Source organism: Flavobacterium sp. FlaQc-47, from assembly GCF_044006475.1.
Taxonomy (GTDB): Bacteria; Bacteroidota; Bacteroidia; order Flavobacteriales; family Flavobacteriaceae; genus Flavobacterium.
Genome location: NZ_JBIPCQ010000001.1, coordinates 979,005 through 996,440, shown reverse-complemented (window position 1 = coordinate 996,440; position 17,436 = coordinate 979,005). Strand labels below are relative to the sequence as shown.

The following is a 17,436-nucleotide window of genomic DNA, read 5'->3' as shown; positions in this document are numbered from 1 at the left end:
CTCCTCAGGTTTTGGTTTTGATCCAAAATTTCTTCTTAACTTTAATCCTTCGAACAAAAACTAATCTTAAGATCTATGAATACCACCACTACAGTTAGAAAAGTTGCAATTGTTGGGTATAACAGGATTCCGTTTGCGCGAGCAAATACCGCTTACGCCGAGGTTGGAAATCAACAAATGATGACCGCTGCACTTAACGGACTTGTTGATAAATACAATCTACAGGGAAAACTATTGGGTGAAGTTGCCGGAGGTGCCGTAATCAAACATACGTACGATAATAATTTGATTCGTGAATGTGTAATGAAAACCGCTCTTAATCCCGCAACTCCAGCCTGTGATTTACAACAAGCCTGCGATACAGGAATTGAAAGTGCCATATATATTGCCAACAAAATTGCTCTGGGACAAATAGATTCCGGAATTGCCGGAGGTGTTGATTCTATCAGCGATATGCCAATTGCAGTGAGTGAAAATCTGAGAAAAATTTTACTGAATGCCCGAAAAGCAAAATCATTCGGAGAAAAAATAAAACTGTTTCTGCAACTTCGTCCGAAAGATTTATCGCCTCTGGTTCCTAAAAATGAAGAATCACAAACCGGACTTTCGATGGGTGGTCACACTGAAATTACTGCTAAACATTACCAAATATCCCGTGAGGATCAGGATAATTTAGCGCTAAAAAGTCATTTGAATATGGCAAAAGCGTATGATGAAGGCTTTTTTGATGATATGATTACGCCGTTTAACGGATTGGACAAAGACAATAATCTAAGAAAAGACAGCACTATTGAAAAACTGGCAAAATTAAATCCCGCTTTTGATAAAGTAAACGGAACGCTTACTGCAGGAAATTCAACTCCGCTAACAGATGGTGCTTCTTGTATACTTCTGGCGAGTGAAGAATGGGCAAAAGAAAATAATCTTCCTATTCTCGCGTACATTACTTTCGCCGAAATTGCCGCAATTGAATACGTAAAAAATCAACAGAATCTTTTGTTAGCTCCTTTATTTGCTGCCAGCAGAATGCTTGATAAAGCCGGACTGACTTTGCAGGATTTTGATTACTATGAAATTCACGAAGCATTTGCCGCACAAGTTTTAGCCACTTTAAAAATTTGGGAAAGCCCGGAACTCAGCGCAAAATTAGGTTTAAAGAAAACACTGGGCGCTATTGACAGAAACAAACTGAATGTAAAAGGAAGTTCTCTGGCCGCCGCACATCCTTTTGCCGCAACCGGAGGAAGAATCATTGGCGTGATGGCAAAATTATTAAACGAAAAAGGTTCAGGAAGAGGTTTTATCTCCATTTGTGCAGCCGGAGGACAAGGCGTTACAATGATTATTGAGAAATAATTACATAGTTTAATATAAAAAACAAAGTGCATTATTGTCAGACTGAGCGGAATCGAAGCCCTTTCTTACAATAAAGCCTTCGACTCCGCTCTAGGATGACAGTATTCTTCGTAAGATAAACCCGACAGGTTTTTAAAACCTGTAGGTTTACTAAGTTTGATACAAATTGTTTTTTCAGTCCCAGCGGGACAACATATTTATAGAAAATTAAAAATTTACACAACAGAACCCCATCGGGGTGATATATTAAATTTTACGAAAATAGATATATCGCTCCGCTGGAGCTTTATTTCACTCTGGTTATTAATATGCTATAAATATATTGCTCCTAATGGAGCATTTATAAATGCGTCTCTAGTTGTAATATTGATATTTTACGACAAACCCGACAGGTTTTAAAAACCTATCGGATTTATACAATTACGAAAATGTCCAACTATCGTAACCGCATCTTCTATTTAAAAAGCAAATTCTTCTACCGCATTCAAAGCTTTCGGTAAAGCGTTTTCAGCAAAGTCAGGAATTGCAGTTCCTTCTACACGAAAAGTGGTAATATCAGTAATCCCTAAAAATCCTAAAACCGTACGTAAATAAGGTTCTGAGAAATCATAACTTTTATAAGGTCCATCAGAAAATATGGCACCGGAAGCAATGGACAAAAACACTTTTTTATCGGTTAATAATCCTTTTGGTCCATTTTCATCGTAACTAAATGTTTTACCTGCTCTTGCCACCTGATCGATCCAGCCTTTTAATACTGCGGGAATTCCAAAATTATAAAGAGGTACGCCAATAACAATGATATCAGCTTCCAGAAGTTCAGTTGTTGCAAGATCAGATTGTCTTAAAGTTTCTTTGTGGGCTTCTGTACGATTTTCTTCCGGAGTATAAAAAGCACTAATATCCAATTCACTCAGGTAAGGCAGAGGCGTTTTAGAAAGATCAAGCGTTTTAACCTCGATTTCGTTATATTCTGTTTTCAATTTTTCCAGAATTGCATTCGATAATTTATTACTAAAAGAAGCATCGCCTTTAATACTTGTTGCTATATTCAGAATCTTTTTGCTCATATTTATTATTATTTTGTTTATGATACAAACTTATCAACATTTGCTATCTCTTTTATAGTACTATCCTGGAGGATAGCGCTTTCCTTGAGGATAGTAACATCAGAATATGAAAACAACATTGGAGAAAACAACACAATTAGTCTGTGAACCAGAAGAATGCCTGGCGTCATTAAGACCGGTAAGAGACGCTTTAGAAGTTTTAAGCGGAAGATGGAAAATACCAATATTAATCGCTTTATCAAACCGACCTAAACGTTTCAAGCAAATTTCAAAAGACATCAATGGCATAACCGATAAAATGCTGTCGAAAGAACTTAAGGATCTTGAAATAAACAAACTTGTAACCCGCACAGTGTATGACACATTCCCGCCAACAGTGGAATATGCATCAACAGAACACAGTAAATCTTTAAATAATGTAATTATGGCATTAAAAGACTGGGGAACATTACATCGTAAAGAAATCATTGGAAATTAAATAATTAGGAAGAAAAAGTTTAAATTTGGTTACCCAAATTATAAATTCAATCTTAATAATTATGAAAAAAAATCTACTTTACTTTTTTCAAAAGCAACATTTAAGGCCTGTTTTGTATGCCTTTTTTCTATTGCTTTCATCGCAGGCAAACTGCCAGTACATTACACAAAACCTTGCTCCTACTGCAGTAATAAAAGAAGGTCTTGCCTTAGAACAATCAGCAGACGGGCGAATATTTATTGCGGAAAGAGGCGGAATTGTAAAAGTGTTTCAGAACAATATTGTTTCGACCGTTTTTACAGTAGCAACCGTTACTGATAATGAACAAGGCTTACTTGGACTTACTTTGCATCCCGATTTTGCCACTAACGGTTATATCTATGTATTTTATTCTATTAATGATGGCGTAATACGTCACCGAATTGAAAGAATAAAAATTGACAATGCCAATCAGGTTGTGAGCCGACAGGAAATTTTACTTTTAGAACCTATCGGACAAGGTTTCCATAATGGTGGTGATTTAAAATTCTTTAACGGATATCTTTATGTAACCGTTGGAGACAGTCAGCAAAACACAAATGCTCAGGATCTTGACACCTACAAAGGAAAAATCCTAAGAATTACTGAAGATGGTCAGCCTGCACCCGGAAATCCGTTTTACGGAACCGGTTCTGTACAAAGACAAAGTATCTGGGTGTATGGATTCAGAAATCCGTGGAGACTTGTTGCCAATCCCGTGGCCAATAAATTATTTGTTTTAGATGTTGGAACTTCGTGGGAAGAAATCAATGAAATCAGCAACCCAACAATTCGCAATTATGCGTGGGGACATCCACAAGGCGGGGACGGAAAACAAACCGAAACTGATATTTTTACCAACCCCATTTTTACATACCAAACCGGAAGTATCGGAAACGCTTTAACCAATGGTTTACTCTATAATCCTGTAACATCACGTTATCCTGACCTTCAGGGAAAATTCATTATTAAGGATTTTGTCCGAAATGCAATTCGTTCCTTTGACCCCAATATTGCTGATCCCGAATCAACCGAATTTTATACGGCACCACAGCAGCAGGCACTGGGCATGATGTTAGGCAATGACGGTTACATTTATTATTGCGCGTATGGAAATAACGGTGCTTTAATCAAACTGGATTATATTGCTACTGCCGCACCAACGATAGTAAATCATCCGGTTTCTCAAACCATAATGCAAACGACTCCTGTTACTTTCACCGTTTCGGCAAGTGGCGTAGGACTTACTTATCAATGGCAATTTAATAACGTCAATATTCCCGGAGCAACCGCGGTCAATTATACAATTCCTAACGTTACCACAGCAAATGCAGGTGCTTACAGAGTGATAGTAACCAATACTGCCGGAAATGCAACCAGTAATGCTGCAACTTTAGCGGTAACACCATTTAATAATACGCCTGTAGTTACCATAGTTTCGCCATTAACATCTTTAAAATGGAATGCTGATGATGTGGTTCATTTTGAAGCAACTGCAACAGATATCGAAGACGGAATATTACCCGCAAGTGCGTATTCATGGAATATTGATCTTTTTCATGAAGATATTCCAGGAGCCGGACATTCGCATCCCGGCGGAAGCCCGCAAGGTATAAAATCAGGAGATTTCACAGCATCCAATCAAGGCGAAAAAACACCAAATGTCTGGTATAGATTTACTGTAAAAGTTACCGATACTAATGGCTTAACAGGAACTGCTTTTGTGGACATAAAACCTAATTTAGTGGATGTTACCGTAACCAGTACTCCTGCTTTATTAGCATTAGAATTCAATCAGAAACCAGTTACGGCACCATCAATAAAACAAGTTGTAGCAAACGCATCGGTACAAACGCTAAATGCGCCAACTCCACAATATGTTGGCAATATCAGATACGATTTTGACCATTGGGCTCATGGTGGTGCGGCAAACCAAAACTTCAAAGCTCCTGCAACAGGAACAGTCACTTATACTGCAGTTTATACTGCAACCACACTTGGAAATGCTCCTTATCTGGGAGTTGTAGCACAAGTTCCCGGCGTGATAGAAGCTGAGAATTATGACGTAGGTCCAACGGCTTATTTTGATACAAATGGCGGAGGCGATACTCCCTACAGACCCGGCGATCGTGTAGGAACCGAAGTTTGTAACGAAGGTGGATTTAATCTATCGTACGTTGCGAAAGATGAATGGCTTAAATACACTACAAAAATAAATACAACCGGAAATTATACCATTAATTTCAGAACTGCATCTCCGTACGCTAACCGAAAATTACGCCTTGAAGTAGATGGCGTAAATGTAACCGGAACCGTTAATATACCCAATACAGGAGGTTTTCAGACATGGCAAACCACCACAATCCAAAATATTCCTTTAACTCAGGGCGCTCACGTTATCACTTTGTATTTTGAAGAAGCTGATATCAACATCAATAAAATGGACTTTGTACTAACAGGAAGCACCGCAGCACCAATTGCTGATTATGAAGTAAATACTTCAATGGGCTGCCTGAATACTCCCGTAACCTTTACGTCAGTTTCTATAGGAACCGTTGATAATTATGCTTGGAGTTTTGGCGAAGGCGCACAACCTGCAACCGCAACCGGAGCCGGACCTCACACCGTAATTTATGGTACAGAAGGAACAAAAACAGTTTCATTAACCGTGAGCAATACCATAGGAAATAATAGTAAAAACAATTCTCCATTTATGGTTCATAATTGCAATCTCGGCATTGAAAATCCAAATGAAGAATCAAATAAAATCAAAGTATTCCCAAATCCTTCAACCGGAATATTCCACCTATCAAAAGAGCTGGAATGGACTGTTTATTCCCCGTTAGGAACCCAGGTAAAACAAGGATCCGGAACTTTAATAAGTATTTCAGAACATCCGTCAGGAATTTATTTTATCAAAGTAAAAGGAACAGATAAAGCGATTTCTATAAGTAAACAGTAAAATCAGGTTGGTTGTAAAATTTTCAAACACAGAAACAAATTACACCCAACAGTTTTAAAAACAAATTGTAATAATGCCAATCCCAAATCTAATACCAGATTTGGGATTTTTTATAAATACAACATCATCTCTATTCTATATTCTCTACTCTCAAATCTTTCTTCTTTCCTCTTTCCTCTTTCCTCTTTCCTCTTTCCTCTATAATCTCCTCTACTCCTTCTCATAAACCCTTTCATCTCCATTTTGATATATCCTCTTAATTCCCGTCACTCCATTTTTATCCAAAATAACTTTTATACGAAAATCATCAATTCCGTTCAAGAGAAACAAATCCTGATCTATCGGGGTAAGTAAAAAACTCGCAATATTGTTCCATTTATAGTACAAATTATCATTCTCGTATTTCAGTTCAGATTTCCCAAATTTACCTTCGTACGACTTTAAAATTGAAGTGTCAATATGTGTTGCTTTTTGTCTGTTTTTAATAATCGGAATAAACCAATCAAGGTTGTTTAATGAATCCTTATTTTTTGACGAAAGTTTTTGCAATGCCAGAATATGAGCTGTATTTACCGCTTCCTCACTTTTGCAAAAAACATCCGGCACAACGCCTTTTCCTTCAAAATCCGTATTGGTAATAGGATCTTTTACTTCTCCGACAGGGATATTAACAGAAAAACCGTTGGGTAATACTTTTCGATCAATCGGATGCGCACCACCGGCCGTTTTTTCCCCCACAATAGTAACGCGTTTTAAGTTTTGAAGCGAATAACTCATCCATTCAGCAGCCGAAAAAGTAATTTCACTTGTTAGAATATAAATATCGATATCCTCCATGCGTTTCCCCGGAACTGATGGCAACAACCACATTTCCCTTTCCACTTTTTTTCGGTTTTTCTCGTAGTAATAATATTTATAAAGCGGTAATTCCTTATCAGAATAAAAATAACTGCTTAAAAATTGTCCCATTTCCATAGCTCCGCCATTATTTTTGCGCAAATCAATGATCAGAGCATCTGTATTGTTTAAAAATTGCATTACAGATACCGCAGTTTCGCTTGCTATGGCAGGATCTTCAAAATAATCGAATTCTAAATAGCCAATATTACCTTCCAGAATTCGTGCTTGCTGAAAACCAAAATTTCTTTTTTTAGCCGCCGCTAATTCCTCTGCTTTCAGCTTTTTCTGAGATTCTAAACTATTATTTTTTTTAGTCGCTGTCCATTCAGGATCATAACGCACACTAAAATGCAAATCTTTGCTAACATCGATAAGATCTGTACTCAGTTTTGAAGCAAATTCCTTAGGCTTTGAGATGTTTTTATAACTTCCCTTCTTGCAGTTCTCATTCAGCTTTTTCGTTATAGCAGCAATCGAGTTAGGTCGTATGTAAAACTCTTCAAGTTCCTTTGATAAGGAATCAATAATTTGTTTTTGATTGATTTCGGTAAGATTCAAATCTTTTGCAGCTTGATTTTGTTGAGCATAAGAACCAATCGAGATAGATAATAAGAGTAAAATAAAAAGGTGTTTCATTTTATGAAGTTTTACAATTTGAAATTATTTTATGCAGAATTTTATCCAGTAATTCGATTTCTTCAGCCGAAATTCCTTCAAGAGCAGTTTGCCTGTTAAGTTTAAAAACAGGCGTCAGCAAAACAACCGTTTTTTTTCCCTTTTCAGTTATTATAAGCTTCGTTTTTCTTTTATCCAACTCATCAATTTCTCTTGTCAGATAATCCTTTGTAACCATCAATTCAATGATTCTTGTAACCGAAGCATTGTCTTTAAAAATTAACTTAGCGATTTCTATCTGAGAAATCTTTTCATTATCATTCAGGATAATTAATACCAGACACTGGTCAACTGTAATATCACTGACAATCTTCTGGATATTTTTTTGGCAAACTTTCCTGTATTCCTTTATTGCCTGTTCAATAGAATAAAGTACAGTTCCGGTAGGAGTTTTTTGTTTCATATTTTTAAAAGTATTTGATATATCAAATATAAATAAATAATTGATATATCAAATACTTTTTTAAAAAATAAGTAATCTTCACAAAGTAAATCCTATAGATTTAAAAATCTTTAGGGCTTGAATGCCGAAGAAAACCTGAACAAAAAAACTTTGCATCTTTTTCCTTTGCGAGATTAAATTTTCAAACACTTAAAAAATTTCAATAAAAAATCCGATAAATACTACAGCGATTTTTTTCTTAATAATATCACAAAAAATAGACGTAAAAAAATCGTTCAAGATGTACAACTACATATATTTTCAGTAGATTTACGACCTGATTGTCCCAAATAAAATCAGTAAATAATGGCTTACAATAACAAAGATTTAGTTCGCTTTTTAGACGCACAAAACAAATTATACCTGGCAGCACTTTCCGAAATTAAGAAAGGCAAAAAAGAATCGCCCTGGATGTGGTTTATTTTTCCGCAGATAAAAGGACTTGGATCTTGTGATACCTCAAAATTCTACGAAATCAAAAATGTCGATGAAGCAATTGCGTTTCTCGAACATCCAATTCTGGGAAAACACCTTATAGAAATCACAGCCGAATTAATCAAAACTGATGAAAAAACTGCCCAGGATATCTTCGGAAATTCTGATAATGAAAAATTGCAGTCCTGCATGACATTATTTGCGAGTATTCAAAATACAGAACCTTTATTTAATGATGTATTAGATAAATATTTTGACGGATCTTCAGATTTTCATACACTTCAATTGTTATACAGTAACTTCTAGCATTGAAAGACTAACTCGTTTAAAGTAATTATTTTAAGACATATAAACATGTATTTTTTTTGGCTTAAAAAATCATTTCGCTTATCTATTATAGACAAGGCTAAAAGGCGTTTCCAATCCAATATTCTAACAGATTGAAGAAAAAATTAATAATTTATAACTGATAATTTATAATTAAAACTATATTTGCAACCAAGTTGCGTTAGTTTAAAACTCAGAAAGTCCGCTATCTGTAAGGATTTCCAAACAAGAATGAAAAAGAAAATTGTATTAATTAATCTTTTTATGTCTGTAACCGTATTGTTCGCAATGCTGTTTCAGACCATACATTCTTACGAACATATTTACAAGCAATTAACAGAACAACGATGTGATCATCACTATGTTGATGGTCAAAAACAAATTACACACAGCCATTCGGCAGATACTAATTGTCACGTTTGTCACTTTGCATTTAGTACTTTTATTCCAAATAATTTTCAAGCTTTATCTTTTCATAAAGTAAACATTGAAACCTCTTATCTATTTTTCTATACAAGAGGAGCTTCAGTATTTTTTAAAGGCAGCCTTTTTGCACTCAGAGCGCCTCCCGCTACCGTTTAGCTTACTACATTTTATTTTTCGAAAGTAAAACCTCTTGCCTATTTTTCAATTGGTAAGAAACGTGCTTGTTTTTTAGTCTCAGTTTTCAGTTTTTCAGTCGCAGTTTTTAGTCGCTATTTCAGTTTTCAGTCGCAGTCTCAGTTTTCACTCGCACACTGAAAGCCGAGACTGAACAGTGACCGAAAACTGAGACTAAGACTGAGACTGAAAACTGAAAACCGAGACTGAAAACTTAAAAAAACCATTTACTAAAAACTAAATACATAAAAACATGCTTATAGCTGAAAATCTAACGAAAAAATACGGCGACCATATCGCTTTAAACAAACTGAATTTAACAATTAAAGAAGGTGAAATTTTTGCACTTTTAGGTCAGAATGGTGCCGGAAAAACAACCACAATCAATCTGTTTTTAGGATTTATAACACCAACCGAAGGAGAATTGAAAATCAACGGTATTTCTGTAAGCGAAAATGCTCAGGAAACTAAAAAATATGTCGCTTATATTCCTGAAACCGTCATGTTATATCCCAATCTTACCGGAATAGAAAACTTAAAATTCTTTTCATCGCTTGCCGGATTTAAATATTCAACAGGCGAACTGACCTATTTCCTGACCAAAGCAGGTTTGCAAGTTACTGCACACGAGCAAAATTTGGGAGGATATTCAAAAGGAATGCGCCAAAAAGTAGGGATCGCAATTGCTATCGCCAAAAAAGCCAAAGTATTATTGTTAGACGAACCTACCAGCGGATTAGATCCTAAAGCATCTAATGAATTTTCGCAAATACTGAAAGAACTTTCCGCAGATGGAACCGCGATTTTAATGGCTACACACGATATTTTCAGAGCCAGAGAAGTTGCGTCACATATTGGGATTATGAAACAAGGAAACTTAGTCACCATTATTGAAGCTGATAAGATATCGGCAAATGAACTTGAAGATTTGTATTTACAAACCGTATAAACGGAAAATTTTTCCATCCAACCAAAAAAATGAAACATTTAATTTTTTTTATATTTCTGTTCGTCAGCACACAATTTGTACAATCACAAGTCTTTAACAAAAAAGTAAAAGATAGTATTACAAAAGATTCTATCGAAATGGCTTCCAAACGAAACGAATTACAAACTGTTGAAATCATCGGTCGCTCGACAAAAAAGTACAACAGCGATTATTCCTTTGCGGCAACAAAAACTGCGGCGTTGAACAAAGATATTCCGCAATCTATTTCGACGATTACCAAAGAATTAATTACAGATAAAGGCGCTTTTTACCTTGCCGATGCCGTAAAAATGGCAAGTGGCGTGATTCCGGCGAGTTACTACAATCAATACACGATTCGCGGAATCAGTCAAAATGAAGAAGGTCAGATTATTAACGGAATGCGAACACGCCAATATTACTTTTTACAGCCTTTGACCACTAATATCGAACGTGTAGAAGTTATAAAAGGTCCGTCGAGCGCGACATTTTCATCTGTAGATCCGGGTGGAAGTATCAATTTAGTTACCAAAAAACCTTTGGCAATTGATAGAAAAGAAGTCAGTTTAAGCGTTGGGAGTTTTAGTACTTTTCGCGGAAGTCTTGATTTTACAGGACCTTTAAACGAATCCAAAACCCTTTTATACCGCGTAAACGGCGCATATCAGGAAGCTAAATCTTTTCGTGATTTAGTAAGCAACAAATCGTTTTTGATTTCACCATCTTTCAGTTATATCCCAAATGAAAAAACCGCGATTAATACCGAATTAATTTTGAGCGACATGACCGGAATTCTGGATCGTGGTCAGCCAATTTTTGGTGCAGTTGCCGGAGTGACCAGTTTAAATAAAACACCAATTAGTTTGAATCTGGGGGCTCCAAGTGATTTTTTTAAATCGAAAGAAATGGTTTTTACCACCAGTTTAGCACACAAATTTAGTTCTAAAATTGGTTTTAACGCCCAATACATGAAACAATCCTGGACCGAAAATCTTCAGGAACACAGAACTACCAACGGTTTTGCAGTTGATATGAACAATCAGCCTGTTACAAATTTAGCGATGATGCAATTTGTACAGCGTCAGCAATATTGGGACGTTAACAATTTAAGCACCTATTTTAATTTCGATTTAAAAACCGCAAAAATCAAACATAAATTATTAGTTGGCTATGATTTAAGCAGTTGGAACAAAACCAAAGGCGGCGGACAAAATGCAGCGCGGGGTTATTTATTAAAAGACGGAACCGTGGCAAGTTCGTTTGTTACTGCAAACTCCGCCAATTATCAAACCACAACAATTGACGGCATAGTTTTACCAAAACCAAATGTCAATTACTTCAACTTAAACAATCCAACGTATACGATCACAAGTGCAGATGATTATACACTGAATGTGAGAACTGCATTGCCATCAGCATTAACGACAACAAATGCGATTTATATCCAGGATCAGATCCAGTGGGAGAAATTTACGGTTTTGCTTGGACTAAGAAACGAGTGGTTTGAAGACATTACCAATTATAAATCGAATAATGAATTGAAGGTAAAAAAAACGGCTTTGTTACCGCGAGTTGGTATCACTTATGCCATAAATAACGAAATCAACGTTTACACGACTTATCTTGAAGGTTATCAGCCTCAATCCAATACCGTTACATTAATGCCACAAACGGGATCTTTACCCGCCGGAAGTTTGTTTGATCCGCTTGAAAGTAATTTGAAAGAAGTGGGAATAAAAAGTACCTTTTTCAATAATTCAATGAGTTTTAATGCCGCGATTTACGAAATCAACCAACGCAATATTTTAATGAATGCCAATGATCCTTCAAATCCCGATTTACTGGTGACAAGAGGTGCGGAAAGAAGCCGTGGTTTTGAGTGTGATCTGGCAGGATATATCACCGCCGATTGGCAAATAAACGCATCATACAGTTATATCGATGCCAAAATTACAAACGATCGCGACATCTCGTTAATTGGTGCAAGAAAACAAAATACACCCAAAAACAGTGCAAATTTATGGACACGTTACAATTTTAATTCCGATTCTGGTTTAAAAGATCTTGGCGTTGGTTTTGGGATGCAATATCAAAGCAGCAAAGTGCCGTGGTTTACCAGAACTTTTACACTTCCTGATTTTACGGTTTTTGATGCTGCAATATATTACAAACCTAACAAAAGCAACATTCAAATTGCTTTAAACGCAGGTAATTTATTCAACAAAACCTACTGGTTAGGCGCTCAGAATTATTTGAGATTATTTCCCGGAGCTCCAAGAAATTTCAACCTAACCGTAACTTATAAGTTTTAATTTATATGACATCATTACACACTCAAATACTAATTGCCAGACATTTTAAAAACGATGTTTTTAAGAATACAGCCGTATTTATCATCACCTTTTTTATTGGAATTATTTTACTTTATGCTGTATTTTCAGGTTGGGAAAATTATACCAATCAAAATGAAACCAGTGAAAAATACCAACATGAATCCCGTGAAGACTGGCTAAAGAATCCAGACAAAAACCCACACCGAATGGCGCATTACGGAAATTTTGCCTTTAGAAAAAGTACGCCCTTAAGCGTTTTTGAATTTGGAATGGAACCGTTTTTCGGGAATGCGATTTTTCTGGAAGCACACAAGCAAAACACGGCAAATTTCTCTGAAGCAGGATTTTCAAACAGTATGCTTCGATTTGGAGAAATCAGTATTGCCATGGTTTTGCAAATTCTGTTACCATTGTTAATCTTCTTTTTAGGGTTTAATGCGGTCGCAGCCGAAAGGGAAAACGGCACTTTAAAACTGCTTTTAAGTCAGGGAATTAATTGGAAACAGCTTTTATCAGGTAAAATATTAGGGATTGCCAGCGTTATTATGATGCTTTTTATTCCCACGATTATTGTACTTGTTTTTATCTGGTTATTGCTTCAAAACTTTACAATTTCGGTTGATGAAACAAATAAAATGATCTTGTTTATCTTGTTTCATTTTATTTACTTAATCTTCTTTTGTGTGATCGCCGTTTTGGTTTCTGCTTCAGCTAAAACATCCAAAAAAGCATTGATTTCATTGATTGGAATTTGGTTGGTTTTCACCATTATTTTACCAAGAACGACACAGGCAATCGGAGCTTATATCTATCAGGCGCCTTCAAAAATTCAATTCAACAGTGATATCGAAAAAGACATTCTGAAACAAGGAGACAGTCATAACCCGAATGATTTGCATTATAAGGCAATTAAAGATTCGCTTTTGAGTACTTACAAAGTCGATTCGGTGCAAAAACTTCCTTTTAATTATTCAGGATTTATCATGACCGAAGGCGAGAAAATAAGTTCTCATATTTATAATAAACATCTGGAAACGCTACTTCAGGTATATGAAAAGCAAAACAGTTTTTCTAAAACAGTTTCTTTTTTCAATCCGTATATCGCGATGAAAAATTTATCAATGGGATTGTCCAATACCGATTATGATTCGTATATCGATTTCCAGAAGCAAGCCGAAGAATATCGCTACACTATGGCGCAAAAAATGAACGCTTTGCAGGTAAAATATATCAGCAATAAAAAACCGGGGAAAAACGATAAACCTTTGACCATTAATAAGGAACATTGGGCTGACGTTGCCGAATTTCACTATGAACCAAAAGGAATTTCAGCGGTTTTAAAGTCTGAAATTGTTTCTGTTATTTCTATTTTCCTCTGGATTATTCTGCTGTTTGTTTTAATTCGAATTGCAGCTAAAAACCTTAAAGCCATTTAATATGTTAGCATTACTTTTTAAAAATTTCATACGATCAAAAGGCACAAAAATTGGATTGGTATTTCTGTTGGTTATCGGGTTTATTAGTCTTTTGATTGGTCAGCAATTTCAACAGAAACAACAAAATAATATTACCGAAGCCGCCGTTTATCAAAAAGAACATATTGCGAGAAATGCCGCTTTCCATAAAGACGAAATTGGGCTTCTCCTCTACTACATCAAGTTTTCACTGGTCAATAAAACGCTGCCAATAAACAGTTTGGCAATTGGTCAGCGCGATGTAAATCCGTCGATACAAAGTGTCACGATTCGTGGTTTAGAAGCTCAGAAATACGACGCAGAACTTCATAACCCAAATAATCTTTTATCCGGAAATATCGATTTTAGTTTTGTAATGATTTATCTTTTTCCGCTTTTAATCATCGCTTTTTCATACAATTTAGTTTCGGAAGAAAAAGAAAGCGGTACCTGGAAAATTGTCGCCACCCAAACCGAAAACACTTTTTTATACATTTTGAAATTATTTTATATCAGAATCCTTAGCTTAATTTTATTGCTGACAATAGTGCTTTTTGCAGCGGTTTTGTTTCTGGAAATTCCATTTGATACTTCACTTCTTACATTTTATGGATTAGGTATTTTGTATATTTTGTTTTGGTTCGCCATCAGTTTTTTTATTGTTTCATTACAAAAAAATTCTAATTTCAATGCCGTTATTTTATTGACAATCTGGTTGTTTATAATTATCATTTTACCCGCAATAATCAATACTTATGTAGTGAATAAATATCCTATTCCGGAAGCATTGGAATTAACCGTAAAACAGCGAAATGCCTATCATGAAAAATGGGATATGGACAAAAAGATAACAATGGATAAATTCTACCATCATTATCCGCAATTTAAGAAATATCCATTGCCTGAAGGCGAGTTCAACTGGCTTTGGTACTATGCGATGCAACAAGCGGGCGATGATGATTCAGCAAAACAATCTCAGGAATTAGAAAATAAATTACAACAACGTAATCATGAAAGTCAATTAATAGCGCAATTTATTCCGACTTTGCACACGCAGATTCAACTGAATGAAATTGCCAAATCTGACTTAGGAAACCAACTTTTGTTTTTGAAAGAAACAAAGCTTTTCCACGAAAAAATGCGTTTGTATTTCTACCCTAAAATATTCGATAATACAGAAGTTGCCAAAGAAAACTGGTCAAAATTCAAAGTGGAAACATTTAATGATCCAACACAAATAAACTTTACAAAAGCATTTTTGCCGTTAGTTCTTTTCAATTTAGTATTAATTTGTTTTGGCTGGAGAAATTTTAGAAAGCAAACCATGTAATTTTTTTCACACCATATAAGTGATATAAGTTCATATTAAAAGTTGCGCATTACGCTTGACTTAAATTACTTATATAACTTATATGGTTTAATTTTTTTTCGGGTAAAACCTTAAATTTACTTATATAACTTATATGGTAAAAACCTTTTTCTACACTTATTCTGAATAATATTTTTTCAATTATTCTTTATTTTAATTTTATTTAGAATTAATATAAATAAACTTTTATATTTGCGGCTTTCATGGCAAATTGAGGTAGTTTTATACATTTACCCAATTGCCGCTTCTAAGTAAATTTCGTTTAATGAATAACAATACCAGTTTCGAATCGAATCTTTTTGAATCTTTCAAAGAAGGAGACGAAACTGCCTTCACTTATTTCTACGACAAATACTTCCGCAGAATTACTTCCTTTAGCATTCAGTTTATTTATGATAAGGATGAAGCCGAAAATCTTGCTCAGGAAGCTTTTCTACATCTTTGGCAAAACCGTGAAAATGTGGAATCTATCAACGGAATTCAATCTTTTCTATATACTTACGCCAAATCAAAATGTCTCAATATGATCCGACACAATAAGGTGAAGGATAAATTTAAAAGCGACATCTTAAACCAAAAAGAAAGAGAACTGGATATAGAAATCCTGAACTCGGTGCAATTTGATACTTTAGAATTAACCGAATTAGAGCGTTTAATTAAGGAATCAATAAGCGAATTACCTCCCAAAACCAGAGAAGTTTTCATCAAGAAACGCTTCGAAGACAAAAAAAATGCAGAAATAGCCGAAGAAATGCAGGTTACCCTAAAAGCTGTCGAAGCCCATATGACAAAGGCTTTGAAGATTTTAAAAACCAAATTATCCGATTATATGTTCTTGGTTTTTATTCTTATTTGTAATAATTAAAAATAAAAGGTAGGGTATTTTATTTCTGAAGTGTACTTACTATAACCGGAAGATTAAAAACCAAAATATGATTACCGAAATTATTTATAAATACCTTTCTAATGAAGCTTCAGAACAAGAAGTTGAAATTCTTTTTGAATGGATTGATGCATCAGAAAAAAATAAAAAGCATTTTATAACGCTAAAGAAAACCTGGGCAATTTCAGGTCTTTCTGAAGATCTTTCTAACAATTCTGTTCCTGTTATTTCAATTCAGCCCAAAAATAAAGTACTTCATTATCTAAAATATGCTGCTGTTTTTTTAGTCTTATTCGGATTAGGAAAACTTGCGCTCGACTTGAGTCAGAAATCAAAATCATCAAAAGAAATTATTTTGGAATTAGCAGACGGTCATTCAGAGAAAATTACAAAAGACAATCAAACGCAATTAGTAAATGATAAAGGCGATTTGATTGCAAAGAAATTTCCCAACAAAATTGTGTATTTCGGAAAAGTTGAGGATCAGGAAGTGGTTTACAATACACTTAAAGTTCCGTACGGTAAAAAATTCAAACTTGTTCTTTCAGACGGAACTGTTGTAAGTTTAAATTCAGGAACGACTTTAAAATATCCTGAACAATTTGGCATCCACTCAAAAAGAAGTGTGTATTTGACCGGTGAAGCTTTTTTTGAAGTGGCCAAAGACAAAGAGCATCCTTTTATTGTAAATGCGAATGAGGTTGATATTGAAGTTCTTGGAACAAAATTCAACGTAAGCGCTTATCCTGAAAATCCAACGGTTAACGGTACTTTAGTCGAAGGAAGCATTCAAATGTATGAAGTTGAAAACAACCAAAATGTTGTTTTGCTGAAGCCAAACCAAATGGCAACCTGGCAAAAGAATTCTAAAAAAATCACAACAAAAGAAGTTGATCCTGCTTTCTTTTCTGCATGGACAAAAGGTGAACTTGCTTTTAAAGATACCCCATTTTCAACTATCGCTAAAATTATTCAGCGCACTTATGATGTTGAGATTATCAATGAAAACGCTGTTTTGGCCAAACAGAATTTTACAGGTACCATAAAAATTAGCGAATCGAGTGTCGAAAACATACTGGAACTTTTAAAACGTGATACGCCGTTTAATTATTCCATTAAACAAAATACCATAACCATTACCAATCTTCCATAACTAAATAAACATGA

The 17,436-nt window shown here is 35.1% G+C and carries 14 protein-coding genes; 11 read left to right on the top strand and 3 right to left on the bottom strand.

The genetic code is table 11. From position 1 onward, the window contains the following. Positions 1–75 precede the first annotated feature (75 nt). Positions 76–1,356 carry an acetyl-CoA C-acetyltransferase gene (locus ACHRVX_RS04110; protein ID WP_395329499.1) on the top strand — a complete coding sequence of 427 codons (1,281 nt, stop codon included), beginning with the start codon at positions 76–78 and terminating at the stop codon, positions 1,354–1,356. 458 nt (positions 1,357–1,814) lie between these two features. On the opposite strand, the gene ACHRVX_RS04105 is transcribed toward ACHRVX_RS04110, so the two are convergent. After that, positions 1,815–2,426, bottom strand: coding sequence for an FMN-dependent NADH-azoreductase (locus ACHRVX_RS04105; RefSeq protein ID WP_395329497.1), 612 nt, complete (start codon positions 2,424–2,426; stop codon positions 1,815–1,817). 106 nt (positions 2,427–2,532) lie between these two features. Between ACHRVX_RS04105 and ACHRVX_RS04100 the strand changes: the two genes are divergently transcribed. Together ACHRVX_RS04100 and ACHRVX_RS04095 are read left to right on the top strand one after the other, a co-directional pair. Continuing rightward, the gene (locus tag ACHRVX_RS04100; RefSeq protein ID WP_395329495.1) at positions 2,533–2,904 is read left to right on the top strand and encodes a winged helix-turn-helix transcriptional regulator; all 372 of its coding nucleotides are present in this window, start codon (positions 2,533–2,535) and stop codon (positions 2,902–2,904) included. A gap of 61 nt (positions 2,905–2,965) precedes the next feature. Continuing rightward, positions 2,966–5,884: a PQQ-dependent sugar dehydrogenase gene (locus ACHRVX_RS04095; RefSeq protein ID WP_395329493.1), complete on the top strand. Its 2,919-nt coding sequence runs from the start codon at positions 2,966–2,968 to the stop codon at positions 5,882–5,884. Between the two features lie 210 nt (positions 5,885–6,094). On the opposite strand, the gene ACHRVX_RS04090 is transcribed toward ACHRVX_RS04095, so the two are convergent. Both ACHRVX_RS04090 and ACHRVX_RS04085 read right to left on the bottom strand, forming a co-directional pair. Continuing rightward, a complete protein-coding gene (locus tag ACHRVX_RS04090; RefSeq protein ID WP_395329491.1) occupies positions 6,095–7,420 on the bottom strand; it encodes a S41 family peptidase in 1,326 nt (441 codons plus the stop codon). A gap of 1 nt (position 7,421) precedes the next feature. After that, entirely contained in the window at positions 7,422–7,862 is a 441-nt protein-coding gene (locus ACHRVX_RS04085; RefSeq protein WP_395329489.1) for a MarR family winged helix-turn-helix transcriptional regulator, read from the bottom strand. A gap of 345 nt (positions 7,863–8,207) precedes the next feature. Between ACHRVX_RS04085 and ACHRVX_RS04080 the strand changes: the two genes are divergently transcribed. From ACHRVX_RS04080 to ACHRVX_RS04045, 8 genes are all read left to right on the top strand, one after another. Beyond that, positions 8,208–8,642 (top strand): DUF1810 domain-containing protein, encoded by a 435-nt coding sequence (locus ACHRVX_RS04080; RefSeq protein WP_395329487.1) that lies wholly within the window; start codon positions 8,208–8,210, stop codon positions 8,640–8,642. A 252-nt stretch (positions 8,643–8,894) separates the two neighbouring features. Then, positions 8,895–9,245, top strand: coding sequence for a hypothetical protein (locus ACHRVX_RS04075; RefSeq protein WP_395329485.1), 351 nt, complete (start codon positions 8,895–8,897; stop codon positions 9,243–9,245). 271 nt (positions 9,246–9,516) lie between these two features. Beyond that, positions 9,517–10,212: an ABC transporter ATP-binding protein gene (locus tag ACHRVX_RS04070; protein ID WP_395329483.1), complete on the top strand. Its 696-nt coding sequence runs from the start codon at positions 9,517–9,519 to the stop codon at positions 10,210–10,212. Between the two features lie 29 nt (positions 10,213–10,241). Next, positions 10,242–12,542 (top strand): TonB-dependent siderophore receptor, encoded by a 2,301-nt coding sequence (locus ACHRVX_RS04065; protein ID WP_395329481.1) that lies wholly within the window; start codon positions 10,242–10,244, stop codon positions 12,540–12,542. Positions 12,543–12,547: 5 nt separating this feature from the next. Continuing rightward, positions 12,548–13,999, top strand: a complete 1,452-nt coding sequence (locus tag ACHRVX_RS04060; protein WP_395329479.1) for an ABC transporter permease — start codon at positions 12,548–12,550, stop codon at positions 13,997–13,999. Between the two features lies 1 nt (position 14,000). Further along, positions 14,001–15,347, top strand: a complete 1,347-nt coding sequence (locus ACHRVX_RS04055; RefSeq protein ID WP_395329477.1) for a DUF3526 domain-containing protein — start codon at positions 14,001–14,003, stop codon at positions 15,345–15,347. A gap of 304 nt (positions 15,348–15,651) precedes the next feature. Then, positions 15,652–16,251, top strand: a complete 600-nt coding sequence (locus ACHRVX_RS04050; RefSeq protein WP_395329475.1) for an RNA polymerase sigma-70 factor — start codon at positions 15,652–15,654, stop codon at positions 16,249–16,251. A gap of 67 nt (positions 16,252–16,318) precedes the next feature. Then, positions 16,319–17,422, top strand: a complete 1,104-nt coding sequence (locus ACHRVX_RS04045) for a FecR family protein (protein ID WP_395329473.1) — start codon at positions 16,319–16,321, stop codon at positions 17,420–17,422. The last annotated feature ends 14 nt before the right edge of the window (positions 17,423–17,436 follow it).